The organism is Brachybacterium alimentarium (genome assembly GCF_002332425.1).
Classification (GTDB): domain Bacteria; phylum Actinomycetota; class Actinomycetes; order Actinomycetales; family Dermabacteraceae; genus Brachybacterium; species Brachybacterium alimentarium.
The window spans coordinates 1-20,284 of sequence record NZ_NRGS01000047.1 but is presented as its reverse complement, the minus strand read 5'-3'; the positions used below and the strand labels follow the sequence as shown (position 1 = coordinate 20,284).

General features: G+C 67.7%; 21 protein-coding genes and 1 pseudogene. 11 read left to right on the top strand and 11 right to left on the bottom strand.

Features of this window, described 5'->3' with window-relative positions; all coding sequences use genetic code 11:
* Positions 1–221: SDR family oxidoreductase (locus CIK71_RS17045; RefSeq protein ID WP_176485691.1), on the bottom strand; the 221-nt coding region annotated here is incomplete at its 3' end.
* Positions 222–386: 165 nt separating this feature from the next.
* Here CIK71_RS17045 and CIK71_RS17040 point away from each other — a divergent pair.
* Entirely contained in the window at positions 387–980 is a 594-nt protein-coding gene (locus CIK71_RS17040; RefSeq protein ID WP_096166868.1) for a TetR/AcrR family transcriptional regulator, read from the top strand.
* A gap of 497 nt (positions 981–1,477) precedes the next feature.
* On the opposite strand, the gene CIK71_RS17035 is transcribed toward CIK71_RS17040, so the two are convergent.
* The 3 genes from CIK71_RS17035 to CIK71_RS17025 form a co-directional block, all read right to left on the bottom strand.
* Positions 1,478–2,314 carry a DMT family transporter gene (locus CIK71_RS17035; protein ID WP_338022894.1) on the bottom strand — a complete coding sequence of 279 codons (837 nt, stop codon included), beginning with the start codon at positions 2,312–2,314 and terminating at the stop codon, positions 1,478–1,480.
* Positions 2,311–2,871 carry a TetR/AcrR family transcriptional regulator gene (locus tag CIK71_RS17030; RefSeq protein WP_096166867.1) on the bottom strand — a complete coding sequence of 187 codons (561 nt, stop codon included), beginning with the start codon at positions 2,869–2,871 and terminating at the stop codon, positions 2,311–2,313. Before CIK71_RS17030 ends, CIK71_RS17035 begins: the two co-directional genes overlap by 4 nt.
* A gap of 181 nt (positions 2,872–3,052) precedes the next feature.
* Complete coding sequence (locus tag CIK71_RS17025) at positions 3,053–3,715, bottom strand: FadR/GntR family transcriptional regulator (protein WP_096166866.1); 663 nt, start codon at positions 3,713–3,715, stop codon at positions 3,053–3,055.
* Positions 3,716–3,917: 202 nt separating this feature from the next.
* Between CIK71_RS17025 and CIK71_RS17020 the strand changes: the two genes are divergently transcribed.
* Both CIK71_RS17020 and CIK71_RS17015 read left to right on the top strand, forming a co-directional pair.
* A complete protein-coding gene (locus tag CIK71_RS17020; RefSeq protein WP_096166865.1) occupies positions 3,918–4,307 on the top strand; it encodes a hypothetical protein in 390 nt (129 codons plus the stop codon).
* Positions 4,308–4,614: 307 nt separating this feature from the next.
* Positions 4,615–5,580: an RluA family pseudouridine synthase gene (locus tag CIK71_RS17015; RefSeq protein WP_096166864.1), complete on the top strand. Its 966-nt coding sequence runs from the start codon at positions 4,615–4,617 to the stop codon at positions 5,578–5,580.
* A 41-nt stretch (positions 5,581–5,621) separates the two neighbouring features.
* On the opposite strand, the gene CIK71_RS17010 is transcribed toward CIK71_RS17015, so the two are convergent.
* The 5 genes from CIK71_RS17010 to CIK71_RS16990 all read right to left on the bottom strand — a co-directional run bounded on the left by CIK71_RS17010 (position 5,622) and on the right by CIK71_RS16990 (position 9,176).
* Entirely contained in the window at positions 5,622–5,996 is a 375-nt protein-coding gene (locus CIK71_RS17010) for a hypothetical protein (RefSeq protein WP_141393748.1), read from the bottom strand.
* Between the two features lie 71 nt (positions 5,997–6,067).
* The gene (locus CIK71_RS17005; protein WP_096166862.1) at positions 6,068–6,409 is read right to left on the bottom strand and encodes a DUF6204 family protein; all 342 of its coding nucleotides are present in this window, start codon (positions 6,407–6,409) and stop codon (positions 6,068–6,070) included.
* On the bottom strand, positions 6,409–7,038 hold the full coding sequence (locus CIK71_RS17000; protein ID WP_096166861.1) for a TetR/AcrR family transcriptional regulator: 630 nt from the start codon (positions 7,036–7,038) through the stop codon (positions 6,409–6,411). The genes CIK71_RS17005 and CIK71_RS17000 overlap by 1 nt, the downstream gene beginning before the upstream one ends.
* Before the next feature lie 126 nt (positions 7,039–7,164).
* A complete protein-coding gene (locus CIK71_RS16995; protein WP_096166860.1) occupies positions 7,165–8,799 on the bottom strand; it encodes an alkaline phosphatase D family protein in 1,635 nt (544 codons plus the stop codon).
* A 137-nt stretch (positions 8,800–8,936) separates the two neighbouring features.
* Entirely contained in the window at positions 8,937–9,176 is a 240-nt protein-coding gene (locus CIK71_RS16990; protein ID WP_096166859.1) for a PspC domain-containing protein, read from the bottom strand.
* 321 nt (positions 9,177–9,497) lie between these two features.
* On the opposite strand from CIK71_RS16990, the gene CIK71_RS18210 reads away from it, so the two are divergent.
* Together CIK71_RS18210 and CIK71_RS16985 are read left to right on the top strand one after the other, a co-directional pair.
* Entirely contained in the window at positions 9,498–9,629 is a 132-nt protein-coding gene (locus tag CIK71_RS18210; RefSeq protein WP_255411060.1) for a hypothetical protein, read from the top strand.
* Positions 9,630–9,747: 118 nt separating this feature from the next.
* Positions 9,748–10,500 carry a phosphatase PAP2 family protein gene (locus CIK71_RS16985; protein ID WP_096166858.1) on the top strand — a complete coding sequence of 251 codons (753 nt, stop codon included), beginning with the start codon at positions 9,748–9,750 and terminating at the stop codon, positions 10,498–10,500.
* 70 nt (positions 10,501–10,570) lie between these two features.
* On the opposite strand, the gene CIK71_RS16980 is transcribed toward CIK71_RS16985, so the two are convergent.
* Positions 10,571–11,011 carry a VOC family protein gene (locus CIK71_RS16980; RefSeq protein WP_096166857.1) on the bottom strand — a complete coding sequence of 147 codons (441 nt, stop codon included), beginning with the start codon at positions 11,009–11,011 and terminating at the stop codon, positions 10,571–10,573.
* A 327-nt stretch (positions 11,012–11,338) separates the two neighbouring features.
* Here CIK71_RS16980 and CIK71_RS16975 point away from each other — a divergent pair, with 327 nt between their 5' ends.
* The gene (locus tag CIK71_RS16975; RefSeq protein ID WP_176485690.1) at positions 11,339–14,434 is read left to right on the top strand and encodes a laminin G domain-containing metallophosphoesterase family protein; all 3,096 of its coding nucleotides are present in this window, start codon (positions 11,339–11,341) and stop codon (positions 14,432–14,434) included.
* A gap of 207 nt (positions 14,435–14,641) precedes the next feature.
* Here CIK71_RS16975 and CIK71_RS16970 read toward each other — a convergent pair whose 3' ends face one another.
* A complete protein-coding gene (locus CIK71_RS16970; protein WP_069600542.1) occupies positions 14,642–15,943 on the bottom strand; it encodes an ISL3-like element ISAar42 family transposase in 1,302 nt (433 codons plus the stop codon).
* A gap of 141 nt (positions 15,944–16,084) precedes the next feature.
* Here CIK71_RS16970 and CIK71_RS16965 point away from each other — a divergent pair.
* The 5 genes and pseudogenes from CIK71_RS16965 to CIK71_RS16945 form a co-directional block, all read left to right on the top strand.
* Positions 16,085–16,402, top strand: a pseudogene (locus CIK71_RS16965) (integrase core domain-containing protein); the annotation flags it as partial.
* Between the two features lie 99 nt (positions 16,403–16,501).
* Positions 16,502–17,371, top strand: coding sequence for a DJ-1/PfpI family protein (locus CIK71_RS16960; RefSeq protein WP_226833574.1), 870 nt, complete (start codon positions 16,502–16,504; stop codon positions 17,369–17,371).
* Between the two features lie 14 nt (positions 17,372–17,385).
* Positions 17,386–18,417, top strand: a complete 1,032-nt coding sequence (locus CIK71_RS16955; RefSeq protein WP_069600539.1) for an ABC transporter substrate-binding protein — start codon at positions 17,386–17,388, stop codon at positions 18,415–18,417.
* Positions 18,407–19,471, top strand: a complete 1,065-nt coding sequence (locus tag CIK71_RS16950) for a FecCD family ABC transporter permease (RefSeq protein ID WP_069600538.1) — start codon at positions 18,407–18,409, stop codon at positions 19,469–19,471. The genes CIK71_RS16955 and CIK71_RS16950 overlap by 11 nt, the downstream gene beginning before the upstream one ends.
* A complete protein-coding gene (locus CIK71_RS16945; RefSeq protein WP_013350323.1) occupies positions 19,468–20,244 on the top strand; it encodes an ABC transporter ATP-binding protein in 777 nt (258 codons plus the stop codon). The genes CIK71_RS16950 and CIK71_RS16945 overlap by 4 nt, the downstream gene beginning before the upstream one ends.
* The last annotated feature ends 40 nt before the right edge of the window (positions 20,245–20,284 follow it).

Sequence of the window (20,284 nt, the reverse complement as noted above, 5' to 3'; positions counted from 1 at the left end):
ACCACTTCCAGGGACTTGACCTCGGCGTCAGCGAAGGAGTGGCGCAGGGCCGCGGGGTTGTCATAGTTCGCTTGCCGTACCCGGACCCCTCGATCGGCCAGGTGTGCCGCACGCGCGGGGTCGCGAACGCTGACACCGATCTGGTGTGGCGGTATCCGCTTGAGGAGGTGGTCGACCGTAGCCCCATTGAGGGCGCCTGTAGCTCCGGTCACAACAATCATCTGAACGTCCTTTCGTGCAGCGGTGACCCGGCGTGCAGCTTTGCTCGAGCGCCGGGCGAGCGGCGAACTTGAAGTTGACTCTCGTGGTCAACTTCCTGCGGTCCATCCTGCACTAACTTGACTGCTAGGATCAAGTTAGTCGTCGATCCGGGAGGAGTATGCGTCATGGCCGACTCTCGAAGTGCGCCAGCTCTGCGGGCGGATGCCCGCCGAAACGTCGATCGGATCCGGCATGCGGCGGTGCAGGTTTTCCGGGAGCAGGGGTTCTCTGCACCGCTCGAGGAGGTCGCCGCGGTCGCCAATGTGAGCAAGGCGACCATCTTCAATCGGCTCGGCGGGAGGGTCGGGCTGATCGATGCTGTCCTCGACGACGTCGTCGCGGGGGAGCTGCGGACTGTCATCGAGGATGCGCGGTCCGTCGTCGAGGTCCGAGAGCGGATCTGCTCCTACATCGGTGCACTCCGGGACCTGCAGTATCGACTCCCCGCGGTCAATGACGTCCTGCTGCAGGAGTACCGAGACTCCGAGCCTCTGCTCGCTCTGTGTCATGCCGGGACGGCTTTCCACGACAGCCTCGTCGCTCAAGGGCATGCCGCAGGCGTCCTGGTTCACGATTTCACGGCTGCTGATTTCCAGGCGCTCGCCCGAGACAATGCCCTGGCACTCAAGTACGGCGGCCGGCCGCCTCGCGCTGACTACGATCGCCGAACCGCGTTCGTCGTCGGCGGGATCTGCATATCGACGGGTGCGTTGGCCTGACCTCGCGGATTCAAGCAGATAGCCCTACGTGCGCGAAAGCGGTGGAGTTCCAGTTCAAGGTGTAGCGGAGTTCCGCTTTGACGTCTGGACGCCACGTTCACTGCCTGCTTGAGCGCAACGTGTAGAAGTTGCACTACGGGTTCATGGCTTCCGTGAACCTGTCCGAGTCCCGTAACTGTGAGCCTGTCCGAGCCCCGTAACCCTCCCGGGCCGAACGGCGAAGTCGACCTGCGAGGTCGCGCGTGGTGACCGTCGAACGGTCGGTCCGTGCCGGTGCTCGGTGCAGTCCGAGATTTCGCTCTGACGTCTGCGGAGGGTCACTTGGCCCGTTGTGGCCACGACGCGTCGCTCGCGAGGACTCTGTGCTCATCGCTCACGGGAACTCTGTGCGGCCAGTTCCACGGTGTTGCTGCATCGTGGAAGGGGGTGATTCTGGATCTTGTCCGCGCGTGTCGCGGGGGCGAAGGACAGCACGAGCAGCGAGGTGCAGATCCCCGCTATTCCAGCCCATGCGAGGAGGGGAGGCGTTCTCCGACGATCACCACGGCGAGGACCGCGGCCACGGCGGGCTCCGCAAGGGTGAGCGTTGTTGCGGTGCTCGCGGTGAGGTGCGTGAGGCCGTAGCCGAAGAGTACGTAGCCGAGGAACATGGGGATCAGCGCCATGTAGGCACTGACCGTGAACGACTGGGCGTCGGCGAGGAGGGGCGCGCCGGAGATCAGGAGCACGGGCATCAAGGCCGCTCCGCCCAGGCCGAAGACTGCCCCCATCGCCGCCGCTCGGCCGATACCTCGGTTGATGAGGCAGTGGGCGCTCCATGAATACACGGCATAGGTGCCTCCAGCGACCAGGCCGAGCCCGACACCCGCGATCGTGGGGAGCGCCTCACCAGGTGCATCGTGCATCTTCGCCCCGCTCAGCACCGCGCTTCCCGCGATGCCCAGAGTTGCGGCGAGCATCCACCAGCCGCTGAGTCTGCGACGTTCGACGACGCGTTCCAGGATGCCTGACACGATCGGGGCGGAGCCGAGTGAGACGACTGTGCCGACGGCGACGCCGGCCAAGTGCATCGAGCTGTAGAACGCCAGCGGGTAGATGGCGACGCCGGCTGCGCCGGCCATCACCGTTCCACGCCGCGAGATGAGGGCGGAGCTCTCTCGTCGCAGGGGCGGGACGGCGATGGCGGCTTGCAGGAGGCCGCCGACGCCGAGCGCGGCGGCACCTATTGGCAGGGGGCCGACGTCCGGCGCGAACGTGGCGGCGGTCCCCGTGGTGCCCCAGAGGAACGCGGCGGTGAGGACTGCGAGGATCCCGGGGAGCGAGCCGCGGCTCACAGGTCATCCAGCATCTGCGCCGCGAAGTCGCGGGCCCGCTCCAGTCGCTCGGGTGTGCCCTCCAGACCCGCACGGGTGACCGACCCTTCGACGAGATAGCTGAAATGCTCCGCCAGCTCGCGCGCTCGTGCGTTGTCCGTGAGGGCTGTCAGCCCCTGAGCGAGGAGTCGCTCCACCTGTTCTTTGTGAATGCGCACAGAATCACGGGCCGGGTCGCCGGCGGGGAACTCCGATGCTGCGTTCAGAAGACCGCATCCGCGGAACCCCTTGGCATAGGCGTCGTTCGCGTGGTCGATATAGGCGTCGAACACGGCCAGCACCCGGCCGCTGTCCGTAGAGGCGGCGGAAGCGCGGGCACGGTACAGACCGACCCACTCCTCATGGCGGGCATCGATGAAGGTACTGACGAGATCCGCCTTGGAGGAGAAGTTGTTGTAGAGACTCTTCCGTGCGACCCCGGCCTCGGCAGTGATCGTATCGATCCCCGTGGCGTGCACTCCATCGGCGTAGAAGAGCCGTGCCGCGGCAGCAAGCAGCCGCTCTTTCGCAGTCCCCATACCTGTGCACCTCCGCAGTAGGCAGACCAGTCTACCTACCGGAGAAGCTGTCCGGGCGCCGGGTCGATCCTCCGCACCTGCGACGGGAGCGTGGGCCGGAACCCGGCTGCATGCGAAGGGACGGCGAACCCGCCTGGGCCCGGTCGCCTCGTCGGCCGGCGCCGGCCCCTGTGGTCGTGTCCTACTCCATCTTCAGCGTGAGCAAGTGCGTTCTCGCCAGCGCTGATGCTGTCTGACCGTCGTGGTCGGCGATCGCCTCGAGGATGGCGGTGTGTGCGTGCTGATCGACGTCGCTCCCCAACGTGCCCCGCAGGCGCAGCAGCTCGATCATGGCTTGCCTGCTGCGCGGGGTGAAGCTGTCGAACAGGTCGACGATGAGCGGATTGTGCGATGCCGTCACGACAGCTCGATGGAACGCGATGTCAGCGTCGACGTGCGCGTCAATCTCAGTTCGCTGACTGTCACGCTCAGCTGCGGCATGCCTGATCGCGCGCAGCTCGACGGGGGAGCGTCGCTCGGCGGCGAGAGCGGCGGCTTCGACTTCGACCGCGATGCGGGCCTCGATCACCGAGTTGATGTCTGCCTTGCGCAGCGCAACGCCCCAGTCCTCGACGATGTCGAGCGCATCGACGAAGACGCCGGCTCCTTGCCGGGTGGACAGCACCCCCTGTCCTGCGAGGCGGCGGATGGCTTCGCGCACGGTCGATCTGCCGACTCCGAGCTGCGGGCCGAGCGTGCTCTCTCCGGGAAGCTTCGATCCCAGCGGCCACTCGCCCTCCCGAATCCGGTCGAGGAGCAGGTCTGCCGCTTGCTCTGCGAGCGGGACGCGTGTCACCTGTGCCATGAACCCTCCACCGCGCTACTTGTCTGAGAAGTTGTGCAGAGCCTAGCTCATCTGTGCATGGGGGCATCGATGTGCGGCGGTGCCGACCGGGGAGGACGCGGATGGCTCGTCGCGACAGAAGCTGGTGCAGTTCAGGTTCACCGTGTAGACACTGTCCTGAACGCCAGGCCTGCGTCCTGGCAGCGCTCAGGGAGGTCTTCATATGTGCGATGAATCCGTCGTCCCCTCGTTCCAGCCGACCGACGAATGGCGCGAGGACTGGCCGTACGGTGTGTCGACGTCCGTGCAGGTCCTGGCGTCCGTCACCGGCCCGGCTGCGACTCGCGCGGTGCAGAGTTTCCTGAAGCCCCTCACGCACAACCCGGACGCCGATGTGCCCGACGGCGTCAGCCTCTACTACCAGGGTGGATTCACCGTGGAGTCCACGCCGCCGGCCGCTGGCGGCGCCTGGAAGATACTCCTGACCTCGGCCGGCGAGGACGGGTTCGACTCCCTCGAGAGTGCAGCGGACGACCTCACGGCAGCGCTGCGGGCGACGCCCGGCGAGGTGCAGCTCGCCTGGCACGAGTTGCCCGCCACCCAGGTGGACTGACCCGGGAAGCCACTCTCCGCCTGCGAGGGCAGCGCAGAGCGGTTCGCGCCATCGCCCGCATCGTCGGCCGGCACCTGCATCGTCGGCCGGCGCCATCGCCCGCATCGTCGGCCGGCACCTGCATCGTCGGCTGGCGCCGCGCCGAGGTGCGGGAATGTGGGCTACGGTGCCGTCGGAGTCGTCGGCACTGCGGCCCCACGTCGGGGCAGGGGTATGAGGTGGAGTGAGGGTGTCTGAGGCAGAGGGGCGTCCGGTGCGGGGACGTCAGGACGGGGTCGACGTGCGGCCCGCACAGCCTGGAGCTGCCGTGGCGCAGGAAGAAGCCACCGGGCAGGGAGGCGCCGGACGGAGCGAGCAGGCCCGCACGATCACCGTCGACAGCGAGCACGCCGGCCGACGGTTGGACAAGTTCTTGCGTTCGCGCCTCAAGGGCGTCCCGGCGGGATTGGTGTTCAAGCTCCTGCGCCAGGGAAGACTGCGCGTCAACGGGCGCAAAGAGCAGCAGGGGTACCGCCTGCAGACGGGCGATGTCATCGATGTCCCGGCGCTGCGGATCGACGACGCCGCCGTGCCGCGCGGCGCAGTCCCGGCATCGCTGATCGACCAGCTCCGGGGCACCGTTCTCCACGAGGACCAGGACCTCCTGATCATCGACAAGCCGGCCGGTGTGGCGGTCCATCGGGGCACCGACGTCTCTGCCGGGGTGATCGAAGCGTTCCGTCAGCTCCGACCCGGACTGCCCGCGCTGGAGCTCGGCCACCGATTGGACCGCGATACGTCGGGCGTGCTCGCCATGGCGAAGAGCCCGTCGGCGCTGCGGTATCTCCACACGCTCCTGCGCGAGCGGGAGGACGAGATCGAGCGCCACTACCTGGCCGTCGTCGCCGGGAGCTGGCCGTCCGACATCGAGGTCCTGGACGCACCGCTGCGGCGCGAGGACGCCCGTGTCGTCGCCGATGCAGATGGTCAGCGCGCCGAGACCCGTGTCTGCGTGAAGCAGCGCATCAGAGATCGAGCCACCCTCGTGGGCGTCCGCCTGCTGACCGGGCGGAAGCATCAGATCCGCGTCCACCTGCAGCACGCGGGGCACCCCATCGCGGGCGACGACCGCTACGGGGACCGTCGCTTCAACCATCAGGTGGCGAGACTCGGCGGAAGCGGGCTCCACCTGCATGCCGAGAAGCTCGTCATCCCCCGCGCCGACGGCACGGATCTCGTGGTCACAGCGCCGATGCCTCCGCGCTGGGAGCAGCTGCTGAAGGCCGGCCTGTGACCGACAGCCTCATCTGCAACGCGTCCTGGGGTCCGAGGTGGTCACAAGGGCTCGGCCACAGGGATGAGGAGCGTGCGCAGCTGTGCGATCTGTTCAGGCGGCAGACGTTCGAGAAGCCATTTCTCCGCGGCGTCGTCGGTGAGACTGATTGCGTCGTCGACGAGCGATCTTCCGCTGTGGGTCAGCTGGAAGTGACCCTCCTCCGTGCACTGAACCCATCCGAGCTTCTCCAGGGGACGGACTCTTCGAATTGTCTGCGATCGGGGTGAGCGCAAACGGTTCGCGAGTACCGCACGATCGATGCCCACGGAGCCGATTGCTGTGAGCGCCCGAAGGTCATCGATGGTGATGCCGATTCGGGACAGCTTGGCGTCCATGGCCGAAGCGATGGCGGCCTGTGCGTCCGTGAGCAGCATCGTGCTCTCGAACCCCCTCGACCTGCGTGCGCCCGAGGGATTCTCGTGATCGTGCTCCGGCGGTTCTGTCATCAGTATGAGTGCCCTTTCCTGAAGCGCATGTCGTCGACGCAAACGGCAGTGGTGTCGACGATTCGCCCTTGGTATCCACGGTTCTCCAGATCGGTGGCTGCGCTGTCCTCCACCTGGAGCCTGGCGAGGAGCTCTGCATCGACCGGGTTCGGTTCGTCGACGACGACTTCATACCGGAACTGATATCCGACGAGCTCCGGGCCGTACAGGAATGTGCCCTCCGGGCTGAAGCGCGCACTGAACATTCCGTGGTTGCCCTGTTCAGCCAGCAACCGCGTGCGCTGGTCCGATGTCAGGCCCATGAATCTGCCCCAGACGGTCATCCGATAGGTGCGTTCCATCAGCGATCATCCGTTCTCGTGGCTCGGTCAAATGTCGTGACGATCTCGTTGGCCGCCTCGTCCGCCGATGTCGGCAATGCGCCCGCCGTGAGGTGCGCCGCGACGGCATCCACCGTGGAGCGGAGCATGTAGGCCATGAGCCATGGGTCGAAGGCCCGCATCTCCTCGCGGCGTTGTCCGTCTTCGAACAGCTCGATGATGCCCCGGAGCGAGTCCTTCCCTCGGGAGTCGAAGCGGTCGAGGTCGAAGCGGCTCTGATAGCGCGCCACTGCGATCAATGCACTCGTCTGGAGTGGCTGGTCCGTGCAGAACTGCAGGTATGTGCGAATGTAGTCCTCGAGTCGTCTTCTGCTCGCGGCGGAGCTGGCCAGCACCGCATCGATCGACGGGCCGATCTTCGAGATGACGTTCAGTGCGACGGCTTCGGCGAGTTCCGCCTTGTCGGCGAAGTTGCTGTGGACTGCACCCCTGCTGTAGCCGGCATGCTCAGCCACTGTGCGGAGCGACGTATCGGAGACACCGAGCTGAGCGAACAGTTCGGTCGCGGCGTCGATCAGCCTGCTGCGCGTCACTTCTCGGCTTTCATCGCGCGACATGCGGACTCGTGTCTGCGGGGTCTGGCTCATCATGCACTGGACGATACCACGTGGTATCTGGATGCCAAGTGGTATGTGCTGGGGTGTGGAGTGGTCCGTCGGGCGGTGGAGCCGATCGGTCCGCTGGCGTCCCAGGGCGTCGCGCCGCTCGGCGCGAGGTCAGCGCTGCGGCGTCAGGGTCCGGGTGTACTGCACGTCGCCGTTGGCATCGATCAGCTCCACGGTGAACGACTCGCCCTGCGGGGCGATCTCGACCCGGCCGAAGAACTGGCCGGTGCCGTCGCGAGGGGAGCCCATCGCCGGGCCAGCCTTCTGGAAGTCCACCTCGGGCCCGAACGTCCCGTCCATCTCGTTGGGACCGAAGGAGCCGGAGTTGATCGGACCGGCCACGAACTCCCAGAACGGGTCGAAGTCCGTGAAGGCGGCCCGGTCGGGCGAGTAATGGTGAGCGGCGCAGTAGTGGACGTCGCCGGTCAGGAACACGACGTTCCGAGTCTTCTGCGCCTTGAGGCCCGAGAGCAGGCGGGCGAGCTCGAGCTCCCGCCCCAGTGGCGCGCCGTTCTCGGCGTTGGCGATCGACTCCTGGCCCTCCCCGTCGGGGACCACGATGCCCAGGGGGAGATCGGCGAGGATCACCTTCCAGGTGGCCTGGGACCTCCGCAGCCCCTTCAGCAGCCACTGCAGCTGCTCCTCGCCGAGCATCGACGTCGACTGCTGCTCGAGGCCGTCGGTGTTCTCGCTCTTGTGCGTCCGCATGTCGAGCACGAACACGTCCAGGTCGGGACCGCGCTCGATCAGGCGGTAGATGCGCTCCGGCTCGAAGCCGCTGCCGGGCGACAGGGCGCGCACGTCGGCGATCGGCTGGTACTCCTGCCAGGCGCGTCGACCGCGAGCGGCGAGAGTGTTCACGTCACGGATCGTGTAGGCGTCGTCCTCGAGCACCTCGCCGGGCCACCAGTTGTTGGTGGTCTCGTGATCGTCCCAGGTGGCGATGACCGGCACCTCGGCGTACATCGCACGGATGTTGTCGTCCAGGAGGTTGTAGCTGTGGCGGCCGCGGAACTCCCGCAGGGTCTCGGCGACCTTCGCCACCTCCTCGGTCACCACGTTGCGCCACACGGCGCCGTCCGGCTCCTCCAGGGTCTCCGCGATAGGGCCGTCGGCGTAGATCGTGTCGCCGGCGTGGAGGAGGAAGTCCGGTGCGAGCGTGCGCATCGTCTCGTAGCCGAACATGCCGCCGACGTCGGGATTGATGCCGTACCCCTGGCCGGCGGTGTCCGCCGTCCACACGAAGGTCTGCGCGCCGTCGGAGCGCTTGCCGGGGGCCGTGCGGAAGCGCCCGGCGCCGACCTCGCTGCGTCGGCCGTGCTCGTCCTCGAAGAACAGTTCGGTCTCGAACGCCGTTCCGGCGGGCAGGCCCTCAGCACTGATCCGCGCCGTGAAGTCGGTGTCCGCGGTGGCCCACGGCCCGCGGAGGGAGATCGGCTGCCCGTCGGCGCCTGCTCCTCTTGCGCGGCGTCGGCCGCCGGTGGGGAGGCGCTCGCCGGCCGCATCGAGGGCGTGCAGCACGGCATGGAGGCGTCCCTCGCCGGAGGCGCGGGACCAGAGCACCGCGGAGCTCGAGGTGACGTCCCCGGTCTGCAGACCCGAAGGCAGGGTCAGGCGGGAGCCCGCGGGACCGGAGGGCGTGCCCGGTGCTGCGACCGCGGAGCCGGTGGGGAGTGATGTGGCCAGGGCTGCGGCGGCCGCGCCTCTCAGCACGGCCCGACGGTTCGGCGACGAGGAGATGTCCATCGCTCCAGTGAACGGCAGCCCCGTGACGAGCCGGTGGCGTCAGGATGACGGCAGGGAGACGAACCGGAGCCGGGTCGCTCGGACCCGGCGCGGTTCGGCGTGACCGAGCGCGCTGAACCTGTGGGCCTCCCGGTACGTCAGCTCCCGAGGACACGCTCCGCCGGGATGCTGCCGTCCTGCCAGGGAGTGAGGATCCAGACCGCCAGATATGCGCCGACGCCCAGCACCGGAAGCAAGAAGGAGGCCAGGACGAGTGCACGCACCAGCCACACGTTCAGCCCGAGCTTGTCGGCGATGCCTCCGGCGATGCCGCCGACGAGTCGCCGCGGTCCGCGTCGGAAGCCGAGGCCGCGGAGGGAATCAAAGAAGTTGTTCATGTCGGCCACAGTACGCAGGCGCGGCGGTCGCCGCAGTAGGGATGGCCCCAGGATCAGGATGAGGAGAACCGTAGAGATCCCCTGCACCACACAGGTCATCATCGTCGAGGCGCTGCGGTCCGTGCAGGAGGAGGGCTGGCTGTGACGGTCGACGAGCTGATCGAGCTGATCGAGCTGATCGAGCTGATCGAGCTGACGGAGCTGACTGGGCTGACCGAGCTGTCGGGGTCGTAGCCAGCGAGTCTGCGGGCACGTAGGGTCCCAGCATCTGGAGCGGCCGCACGGGCGCTCCGCGAGCGACACGGAGAAGGAGTGATCGACATGCTGAACTGGCTGATGCGACTCCGACGAGCGAGCGGGGATGCGAGGGCGGTGAGCCGCGGCCCGGAGGCGGTCGGCAAGCGCGCCGGCCGCCGCACCGCGCACGGGCTGCTGCGGCGGCTGCTCCGCTAGACCTCGGCAGGGGTCCGTGACACGGCCCGCAACGGGCGGCCCCTGAGGGCCGCCGTCGGCCGTGACTTACGGCGACTCCGCTGAACACATGGGCGTCGGAGACTAAGCTGAACACCCGATGGTCTCCGACGCCTCTGAACACCCCGAGCCCTCGATCGATGACACTCTCGATCGTGGCCGGATCAGCGCCCCGAACGTGACTTGGACCGGCCTGCTCACCTCGGCGCCGGCCCTGGCCGCAGGCCTGATCTTCGTCATCCTCATCGCGTCGGGCCCGATGGAGCGCTGGGACTACCTGCTCGCTCACCGCTGGCTGCGGAACTATCAGCCCGAACTGCTGTGGTTCGCCCAGAACGTCCTGGACCGTGTCGCCAGCCAGGCCATCTGCCTGCCTGTGCTCTGCGTGACAGCGATCGTCCTCGCCCGTAGGCGGAGGTCCTGGCGACCGATCAAGGTCGCTCTGCTCGCCGAGTTCGCCTTCCTCGCAGGCGTCGGCGGGATGAAGGTCGTCTTCGCCCGGCCCGTGACGTACTCCCGAGAGCCCGGTTTCTTCGAAGGCGGCCTGATCGACATGGGCGCCAAGGGCATCAGCTTCCCCTCCGGTCATGCGGCGGAGTCGATCCTCATCTTCGGTGCGGCCGTCTACCTGCTCGCCCACTACAGCGCGGCGTCCCCGCGACTCGTGCGCCGCCTGCGCTGGGTGGTCGCCCTGATCGCCCTGAACTCGGTGGTGGTCTCGTTCCTGCTGGGCTGGCACTGGATGAGCGACCTCCTCGGCGGCCTCCTCCTAGGCGGGCTGCTCCTGCGGCTCATCACCCGGTGGGACGAACGCGGACGTGAGCGGCAGGGCGATGCGGCCGTCGGTGCGTGAGCGGTCGGCGGTGCACGAAACTCGCTGAGGCGACCTGTGCGCCCACCGGGGCGGCGGGGCGGCGGGCGAGTCAGCCCAGCGGCTCGGCGAGCGCGACGATGATCCCCTCCGGGCCACGCAGATAGCAGAGCCGATATGCCTGCTCGTACTCCACGATCTCGCCGATCAGCTCCGCTCCGTGCGGGAGGAGCTGCGCGACGGACTCCTCGACGTCCTCGACCTCGAACATCACCGAGCGGTACCCGAGCCCGTGGGGCTCGTCCTTCGGGCGCTCGACGCCGACGGCGGCCGGAGTGGCGAACTGCGAGAGCTCGATCCTGCCCGTCCCATCCGGCATGGCGAGCATGGCGATCTCCGTGCGCATCCCGGGAAGTCCCGTGACGCGCTCGGCCCATCGTCCGCTCACCTCTGTGCGCCCTTCGAGCTCCATACCCAGCGCGGTGAAGAAGCGGGCCATCGCGTCGAGATCCTCGACGATGATTCCGACGTGGTCCATGCGTCTGATGCCCATGGCGCAGAACGTAGCACCGCGGGGGCTCCGAAGGCAGTACCGGCAGAGGCAGGGGCAGTGGCAGGGGGCGGCTGCCGTCGCCGCTTGACGGGACGGCCGCGGCGGCGGCGACCACAGCACGGTGAACGACCAGGGGAGCGCCAGCGGGGGCACGATGACGATTCGTGGAAGTTCTGGGGGAGTGCCGGGCAGATGACGGGCTGGGTACGGAGGGTCGCCTGCGCGCCATCTGCCCGCCCACGAAGGTTCGCATCCTCGGCACGCCACGGTGGTCCTGGCTCCATAGCGTCGTGCGCGGCCCGCCCACTCCTCACTCCTGGAGCCCCTATGTCCGCCACCTCCTGGCGTTCTGCCCCGCTCACCCTCGCCGTGGCCGTAGCCCTCGGCCTGACCCCCACCCTCACCTCCGCCGCCCATGCCCTCCCCGCCCTCGCCATCTCCGCCCCCGCGCATCCGGCCGCCCCCACGGCCCGAGACGCCCTGCCGTCGGCCGCCGTCGAGGCGCCCGAACCCGACGTGCTCGACGTCGACATCGCCGATTCCGGTCTCCAGGAGCAGACCTCGGATCGCACCGTCGCGCCGTTCGGCCCCGAGCCGACGATCGCCGAGGACCCTGCGCTCGGCCGCGAGGTCGCCTCGTACGACGGCACCGGCGCGACCCGGTACGACTTCGCCGACGGCTTCGAGCGCACCGCCCACGCCGTCACCCTCGAATGCACCGTCCGCTTCGACGACGGCCTCACCACCGGCACCGACGAGTCCACCGGCAACTTCTGCGGAGCCAAGGAGGCGGGCGGCTACTCGCTGACCGCCTACGGCTCGACCCTGAAGATGGTCGTGAACATCGAAGGGACCTACTACTCCGCAGGCACCGAGATCGACGAGGGAGTCTGGTACCACGTGACCGGGACCTGGGACGGCGAGACCGTCGCGCTGCACCTGAACGGCGAGAAGGTCGCTGAGACCCCGACGGAGGGATCGACGGTCACGCCGCCGACGGCCGCCGCTCGGCAGTTCTTCCTCGGTGCGGACACCAACAGCACCGGGTCCCCGCAGTTCCACGGCACCGTGTCCGTGGCCGATGCCGGCATCTACTCGCGCGCACTGACCGCGCAGGAGGTCACGGCCCGCTACGCCCGCAGCTTCGCGGACCGGTCGACCGAGCAGGTGTCGTTCACCCCGACGAGCCCTGCCGAGGGTTCCGAGCTGACCTCGCCCACCACGCTCGCGGGCACCCTGGAGAACCCTGAGCTGCTCGCCGCCCCGCTCACCTACACCCTGGACGGCGCCGAGATCGCGCTCGGGGACGAGGTGGGCCCCGGGCTGAGCGCCGGCGATCATGTCCTGGCGTGGTCCGGTCTGGACGCCTTCGGCGAGGAGATCACCGGGGAGATCACCTTCTCCTCGTCCTCGATCCCCGTCGGTGCCGGTGCCTCCCAGCGGCCCGGCGCTCGATCGGCCCAGCTGACCGCCACCGCGGACAGCCCCACCGGAGACGATCTGCGCACCACCTTCCTCGAGGGCGACCTCTCCTCTGCGACGGGCACCGAACAGGGCGTGATCACTCCCGCCGACATCGCCGACGACGGCTCCGTGCCCGGCGACGTCGAACTCCAGGACGCCGCCTCTGTCGAGGACCCGCTGGACCCCACCGATCGTGAGGAGCTCGAGAGCCCGGTCAGCCAGCAGGTGCCCGCCCTGCGCACCGAGATCCCGTTCACGCAGGCCGGACAGACCGTCCTGTGGCGAGGTCAGGTCGACCCCGCCCGCGAGGTGCGCCTGCTGCTGCTGAACGAGGAGACCGGAACGTACGAGCAGGTGGACGCCGCACGAGGCTCCTCGGACGCCGCGACCGAGCTCAGCGCTCCGGCCGCGGCGGAGCACGGAACCAGCGGCACGGTGCACGCCCTCGTGCTGGGCACCGATCCGTTCGCCGACGATCTCGACGAGCCGGTGCGCGACGGCTTCGAGGACCCGGACAGCTACGACTTCTCCCTCCTGCACCTCACCGACACCCAGTACCTCTCCGAGGGCGCCACCGAACGGCCCAGCGCCGAGGAGCGGGAGGTCTGGGCAGACGCCTACGAGGACTCCTACCGCTGGGTCGCCGAGCACGGCGAGGAGCACAAGCTCGCCTATGTGGCCCACACCGGCGACATCATCGAGAACTGGAACACGAACAACGAGGACCGGGCCAAGGCCACCGAGGAGTTCGAATTCGCCTCCCGCACCCAGGAGATCCTCGAGGACACCGGGGTGGTCCACTCCGTCCTGCCGGGTAACCACGACAACCGCGGCGGCAACGACATCGGGCAGGACAGCCTGTACAACGAGTACTTCGGGCCCGAGCGGTACGAGGCGCTCGCCGAGCAGCAGTCCTGGAAGGACGCCGGCGCCGAATATCACCCGTGGAAGCCAGGGGACAACGAGAACAGCTACACCCTGTTCAGCGCCGGCGGCCAGGACTTCATCGCGCTCAACCTCGGCTACCTGGTCACCGAGGAGGAGACTGCCTGGGCGAGCGACGTGCTCGACCAGTTCTCCGAGCGCAACGGCATCCTCCTCACCCACGCGTACAACAAGCCCAGCTCCGAGGAGGACGGCCGCGGCGGCTCGTTCTCCCAGGACGGCGCCATCATCCGCGAGCAGCTGCTCGAGAAGCACTCGAACGTCGCCCTGGTGCTGTCCGGCCATGAGCACGGCGTGAGCATCGGAGTGCGCACCGACGTCGGCGATCCCGGGAACAACGTGGTCGAACTGCTGGCCGACTACCAGTTCTACGAGGTCGGATCGGACCAGCTGGGGCTGACCGAGACGGGCGGCTACGACCAGGACACCGGCCTGCGTTTCGGGGCGGCATTCTTCCGCCTGCTGCAGTTCGACCTCGACCGTGGAGAGGTCTCGGTCGACACGTACTCGCCGCACCTGGACGAGTTCGGTGCCACCGAATACGACACGAAGGACCGGTACAACGGGCATGAGGACGACTTCCGCCTGCCGGTCCAGTTCCAGGGCCGCACCACCGGCTTCACCACCGATGCGTTCCTCGGCCTCACCCCGAGCGACCGGGTGATCGACGAGCTCACCCATGCGTCCGGCGAGCAGGCGACAGCGATGTGGCGGGGCCTCAGCGCGGGTAGCCCGTACGGATGGTTCGCGGTCAGCCGTGACGAGTCCCGGGCCGTCGGCGCTCAGGAGCTGCGGACCCTTGCGCTGAAGGGCGAGGACGCCGAGGGCATCGTGCAGCTGGGCGCCTTCAGCACCTCCGCGAAGAAGCGCGCCACCCACCCTGCTGATGCTGATGCTGATGCTGATGCTGATGCTGATGTCGACGAGGCCGACGCCGACGAGGCCGACGCCGACCTCGAGGCCGGCTCCGACGCTGACACGCGGAACGAGGAGGATCCCGAGAGCACCGAGTGACCCGAAGGGGTCCGCGTCGCAGCGATCGCGTCGGATCCAGCCGCCGGAACTGCACGGGGCCCGTCGTCCACTGGGGCGACGGGCTCCGTCGCGTCGGCCGACGGTCGGCCCTCGTCTGGTCTGCTCTCGTCTCGTCCGGCTTCGTCTCCTCTCATCTCGTCTCATCTGGTCTGCTCTCGTCTCGTGTGGATTCGTGGCTCTTCGGAATCAAGGGTGTAGGTGAGGTCTGAACCCTCCGGCTTCGAGCAGCGACCTGGCGATGTAGTGGGTGAGGTTGCGGAAGCCGAGCGCGGAGCCGCGGAGGTGTTCGAGGCGGCCGTTGATCGCCTCGGTCGGGCCGTTGCTGGTGCCGGGCCGGTCGAAGAACGCGAGGATGTCGGCGGCGCGTTGCTTCATGGTGCGGCCGAGCTTGCGGATCTCCACGAGCGCCGCGGGAACCCCGGTGGTGATCGTGGCGATCACCGCCTGCATGGCCTGCCTGGCCTTCTTCTTGTCGGGTTCCCGGTAGGCGGCGACGATGCGCTGGTAGATGCCCCAGGTCGCCTCGACCTCGACATGCTCCTCGCTCGCGAACACCGCGTCCAGGCGTGCCCGCTGCTTGTCGGTGAGCAGGCTCGCGCCGGTGTGGAGGGTGCGGCGGGCCTTGTAGAGCGGGTCGCCCTTCATCCCGCGGTGCCCGGTGGTGTCCTGCTGGACCCGGCGCCGGCAGGCATCCAGCGCGTCGCCAGCGAGACGGACGGCATGGAATGGGTCCATCACCGCAACCGCGTCGGGGAGCTCTTCCGCGGCGGCGGTCTTGAACCCGCTGAACCCGTCCATCGCGACCACCTCGATCCCGTCGCGCCACTGCTTCGGGCGGCCCGCGAGCCACTGCTTGAAGACGGACTTGGAGCGGCCTTCGATCATGTCCAGCAAGCGCGCGGGGCCGGTCTTCTCGCGGGCGGGCGTGAGGTCGATGATCACGGTGACGTACTTGTCGCCGAATCGGGTGTGTCGCCAGACGTGCTCGTCGACGCCGATCGTGGTGACCCCGTCGAACCGGGCCGGGTCGTCGATGAGGCGCCGCTTGCCTTCGGCGAGGATCGCGGTGTTCGCGGTGTGCCACGACACCCCGAGACCGGCGGCGGCGCGCGAGACGGTGAGGTGGTCGACCACGATCGCAGTGAGTGCCCACCCGATCCCGCCGCGGGAGATCTTCGCCCGGGGCGCGGCCGCCTTCGACGTGTCCTGCCGCCAGGTGCGGCGGCAGGACACGCACCGGTAGCGGCGCACCCGGATTAGCAGCGTCGTCGGCCGGTGCCCGAACGGTTCATGCGCCAGCGGGCGCGTCACCGTGTCCCGTGGCGCGCCCTCGGCGCCGCACTTCCGACACCACGGGTCGTCCTCGACGACGCGGCACTCGATCACCGCCCGATCTGGCTCGAGACGCTGCCCAACGGCCTCGAGGCCGAGCTCGTCGAGACGGCAGAACGTGGTCAGGTCGGGCGCGGCGAAGGTAGCGTGGTGCAAGTCGAGGTCTTCCGGCGGATGAGCAGTGTAGGAACTTCCATCTTGGAAGACCTCGACGTCTATCCACGAACCAGCCGCCCACCCCCGACTACACCGTCAACTGCGAAGAGCCCGATATCCAGGCGTCGAGATGCCGCTGGCTGCATCGTCCACTCGGACCGCGGATCCCAGTTCCGATCACGGAAGTTTGTGCACGCCCTGACCCGTCACCACCTCATCGGATCGATGGGGCAAGTCGGTGCCGCCGGGGACAACGCCGCGATGGAGTCCTTCTTCTCGCTGCTCCAGAAGAACGTCCTGGACCGCAAGCGCTGGCGGACCCGAGACGAGCTCCGGATCGCGATCATCACCTGGATCGAGCGGACCTATCACCGCCGCCGCCGACAGGCCCGCCTGGGCCGATTGACCCCCATCGAATACGAGACCATCATGAAACCGGCCGTGAGCCTCGCGGCCTGACACCACAACTGTCACCTGATCATGCGGCAGTCCCGATTGAAAGGGAACGCGTGCGGCTGGGAGACGGCAGTCGCATCCGAAGCTAACGGAAGGTTGAAAATGAGCACGAACACATGGAGCTCCCCGGTGACGGGCTTGACCTGTCACGGTTGTGTCGAGACGGTCACCGCGCAGTTGATTGCTGTGCGCGGCGTCAAAGAGGTGAACATCGATCTCGTCGAGGGTGGCGTATCCACGGTGAGCGTGGTCGCCGACCGTGAGCTCACGGACGGCGAGGTCGAGGGCGTACTACACGCCGGCGGCGCATTCGCACTCGCTCGTGTTGATGCGATGAGCTTCCTCGGTTCGACTACGAACGCGCCCGACCTCGCAGTCGACGTGCTTTTCTTCGACGGGGCCGAGGAACTCGATGCAATCGGTCCCTGGGAAGTGCTCCGCTTCTGGGCGGAGCTTGGTGACCGACGCGTCGACGTGCGTGCGGTGAGTTTGGACGGCAAGTCGGTCCGTTGCGCGAAGGGGCTCACCGTCGATGTCGACGGTAGCCTTGGCGACCGCCCCATCGATCTTCTTATAGTCCCGGGTGGTCGCGGTGCCGACATCCTCGCGGGGGATCTCGAACAGGTCGGGCGGATCTCGCGCCTCGCTGAACAGGGAGCAACGATGGCGTCCGTGTGCACTGGCGCCCAGGTGCTCGGCGCTGCTGGCCTTCTCGACGGGATCAATGCGACGACCCACTGGATGGCCCGCGGCCAGCTCCAGAAGTCCCACCCGTCAGCGCGCATCTCGTCGGGCGAACGATGGGTCGACTCTGGCGATGTCGTCACGAGCGCCGGCGTGTCGGCCGGAATCGACATGGCCCTGCACCTCGTAGATCGGTTCGACTCCCGCGCCGTCGCTCACCGAATCTGCAGCGTGATGGAGTACCCGTGGCATCCAGAAGCTCGCGGCGAGGCCGTTATCTCTACATGATGTAGAGTTAAGGGGTGACTTCGCGACGCATCCTCCCCTCTGCTTTCCTCGCCACCCTGACGATCGCCGCCCTCGCGGGATGCGGTGGCGGGTCGATGGACCATTCCGACCACAGCGGGCACTCCGCCGGCTCCTCGGCTTCTCCCACCGGCGCCGCCGACGTCGTTACCGACCCCACATGCCCGGCGGTTGTCTCACTCGAATCCGTCCCCGAGCGCGTTGTGACCATGGACGCCGGAGCGGCGGCCTTTCTCATCGAACTCGGACTCGGCGACACGGTTGTGGGCACTGCGGCTCCAGACTTCAAGACCGACTTCTCCGGAGACATCCGCGCTCAACTCGACGCAGTGCCCGTTCTTGACGACGGACAGGGGTCAGCTGAGGCAGTGATCGCCTCCGACCCGGACCTGGTCACGGGAATCTCGCAGTACGAGTTCGGCGGTTTCGACGGCACCGCGTCTGTCGATCAGCTGGAGTCCGCGGGATCTGCCGCCCTGTCCGCCTGCGGCGCGGTGCAGGATGTCCCGGTGGACAACATCGATGAGACGTACAGGTATATAAGCGCGCTCTCCGATGCATTCGACGTTACCGAGCGTGGCGAGGAGCTGATCGACCGGATTCGTACTCAGGTCTCAGACGCGACGGCGGCCTCGCGGGACGCAGACGTGCCCGTGCTCAGCTTGTCCTCCGTGCCCGACGCTGGCGCGGGCATCAACACCAACGGCGGATCAAGCTTAGCGAACGGCATCATCACCTTGGCCGGCGGTACCAACATCGCCCGTGACCAGCTCCAGGACTTCGCAAGCTTGTCTGCGGAGGCGGTGACAGAGGCCAACCCGGCTGTGATCGTGGTGGTGTCCGGTTTCGCGGATTCCAGCGATGAGGACCTGAAGGCGGCCATCATGGCCAGCCCGCTGTTGGCCGAGACCGACGCCGTCAAGAACGAGAACGTCGTCGTGGTGCCGCAGCGCATCCTCCTGTCACCGAGCCTGCTGAATGCGGACGCCGTCCAGATCATCGCGGATGCGGTCGCGAATGCTTCCTGAGGAGACGCGCAGACGCCGAACCGGGGCCCTGCGCGCCATCCCTCTGACCGCCATCCTCATCGGGCTCCTCTTCCTGCTTCTGACAGTGATGGTGATCAGCGTCGGTGTCGGCGCGGTATCGATCGCCCCCGGAGAGGTGATCGAGGTCATCTCCGGGCGCGTGGCGGGAAAACCCGAGCTTGGCTCCCTGGATTTCATCGTCTGGGAACTACGCATGCCGCGCGTGTTGCAGGCCGCAGTGGTCGGCGCCGCCCTGGCAGTCGCCGGAGCGTGCGCACAGGTCCTCGTCCGCAACCCCATCGCCGACCCCTACGTCCTCGGCCTGTCTTCCGGAGCCGGGGTCGCGGCGGTCCTGGTCATCACTTCCGTCGGTGTTGCCACCTTCGGAGTGCTGTTGCTCCCGGTCGCCTCTTTCGTCGGTGCCGCTGCGACCGGAATCATCGTCGCGGCCACAGCGACCTCACGCTGGGGGATGTCCGCAGGCCGACTGGTGCTGTCCGGAGTCGCGATCGGTCAACTTCTCGGAGGGGTGATGTCCTTTCTCCTCATCCGATCCGGGAATTCCGATGCCACTCAGCAGGTGATGTTCTGGCTTCTCGGGAGTCTGGCAGGCGCCCAATGGCGACTGCTGCTCGTCATCGGCCCCGTGATCATCGTCGCGATCGTTCTCGTCGCAATGTCTAGCGGGCGCCTTGACCTCCTCGGCCTCGGAGACGCTCAAGCGGCCGCGTCAGGGGTGCATCCGGGGCGTTCCCGGGTGCTCGTCTTCGCTCTCGCTTCCCTGATGACCGGCGCCGCAGTCGCCGTCTCGGGGACTATCGGCTTCGTGGGCCTCATCGTGCCGCACATCGCCCGTCTCCTCGTGGGCGGTATGCACAAGCGCGTCATTCCCGTGTCTGCGTTGCTGGGGGCGATCCTGCTCAGCTCGGCGGACCTCGCCGCGCGCACCGTGCTAGCATCGTCAGAGCTTCCAGTCGGGATCTTCACCGCGGCGATCGGCGTGCCAATCTTCATCCTCCTCATGCGCAAGAATCGCGCCATGGCCCTCTCATGAGCTCATCGCATACGACGCCATCCGAAGTGGCTTTCAACGCCGTGTCCGTGAACTACGGACCACGGCGCGCGCTCGACAACGTCAGCGCCACAATCGCAGCGGGTGAGATCGTCGCCGTCGTCGGACCCAACGGATGCGGCAAGTCAACTCTCCTGAGCCTCCTTACCGGATACCATCCGGCCTTCACCGGCACCGTCACGGTCGACGGTGAAGACATCAGCACGATGCGCGCTCGCGACAGGGCTCGGAAGATCGGAGTTCTCCGGCAACACACGGGGCCCCTTCCCGACGTCACCGTGACCGAACTCGTCGCTCTGGGCCCTCAGAAACTCTCCACGCACCAGGTCAATCGCACCCTGGCGCGCGTCGGACTCGACGAACTCGCGACCGAACCAGTCGCGGCTCTCTCCGGCGGACAACTGCAACGCGCACTTCTCGCACGAGCCCTCCGTCACGACCCCACTCTGCTGGTGCTGGACGAGCCCACGAACCACCTCGACGTCCAGCACAGATTCGCCCTCATGGAGCTCCTGCAAGACCTTCGGGTAACGGTCCTCTGCGCCCTCCACGACCTCGACCTCGCGATCCGCTACACGGACGACATGCTCCTCCTCGCCGAGGGGCAGTTGCGCGCACACGGACACCCCGACGCCGTGCTGACGAAGTCTCGGGTTCTCGAAGTCTTCGCGATCGACAGCGAAAGCGTGACCACAGCCCGAGGCCAGACGCATCTTCTCTTACGCTCCGCGCGAGCTCGTGCCGCCGGGGAGTGAGACCTGCACATGAGATATGCGGCTCATCGCATTTGACGGT

Bases quoted from the DNA above. Each gene is read 5' to 3' on its own strand.
- CIK71_RS16975 (WP_176485690.1), top strand. From the start codon at position 11,339: ATGTCCGCCACCTCCTGGCGTTCTGCCCCGCTCACCCTCGCCGTGGCC.
- CIK71_RS16990 (WP_096166859.1), bottom strand. From the start codon at position 9,176: ATGAACAACTTCTTTGATTCCCTCCGCGGCCTCGGCTTCCGACGCGGA.
- CIK71_RS17040 (WP_096166868.1), top strand. From the start codon at position 387: ATGGCCGACTCTCGAAGTGCGCCAGCTCTGCGGGCGGATGCCCGCCGA.
- CIK71_RS17005 (WP_096166862.1), bottom strand. From the start codon at position 6,409: ATGGAACGCACCTATCGGATGACCGTCTGGGGCAGATTCATGGGCCTG.
- CIK71_RS16995 (WP_096166860.1), bottom strand. From the start codon at position 8,799: ATGGACATCTCCTCGTCGCCGAACCGTCGGGCCGTGCTGAGAGGCGCG.
- CIK71_RS16960 (WP_226833574.1), top strand. From the start codon at position 16,502: ATGAGCACGAACACATGGAGCTCCCCGGTGACGGGCTTGACCTGTCAC.
- CIK71_RS17025 (WP_096166866.1), bottom strand. From the start codon at position 3,715: ATGGCACAGGTGACACGCGTCCCGCTCGCAGAGCAAGCGGCAGACCTG.
- CIK71_RS17010 (WP_141393748.1), bottom strand. From the start codon at position 5,996: ATGCTGCTCACGGACGCACAGGCCGCCATCGCTTCGGCCATGGACGCC.
- CIK71_RS16945 (WP_013350323.1), top strand. From the start codon at position 19,468: ATGAGCTCATCGCATACGACGCCATCCGAAGTGGCTTTCAACGCCGTG.
- CIK71_RS17030 (WP_096166867.1), bottom strand. From the start codon at position 2,871: ATGGGGACTGCGAAAGAGCGGCTGCTTGCTGCCGCGGCACGGCTCTTC.
- CIK71_RS18210 (WP_255411060.1), top strand. From the start codon at position 9,498: ATGCTGAACTGGCTGATGCGACTCCGACGAGCGAGCGGGGATGCGAGG.
- CIK71_RS16950 (WP_069600538.1), top strand. From the start codon at position 18,407: ATGCTTCCTGAGGAGACGCGCAGACGCCGAACCGGGGCCCTGCGCGCC.
- CIK71_RS17020 (WP_096166865.1), top strand. From the start codon at position 3,918: ATGTGCGATGAATCCGTCGTCCCCTCGTTCCAGCCGACCGACGAATGG.
- CIK71_RS16985 (WP_096166858.1), top strand. From the start codon at position 9,748: ATGGTCTCCGACGCCTCTGAACACCCCGAGCCCTCGATCGATGACACT.
- CIK71_RS17000 (WP_096166861.1), bottom strand. From the start codon at position 7,038: ATGATGAGCCAGACCCCGCAGACACGAGTCCGCATGTCGCGCGATGAA.
- CIK71_RS16980 (WP_096166857.1), bottom strand. From the start codon at position 11,011: ATGGGCATCAGACGCATGGACCACGTCGGAATCATCGTCGAGGATCTC.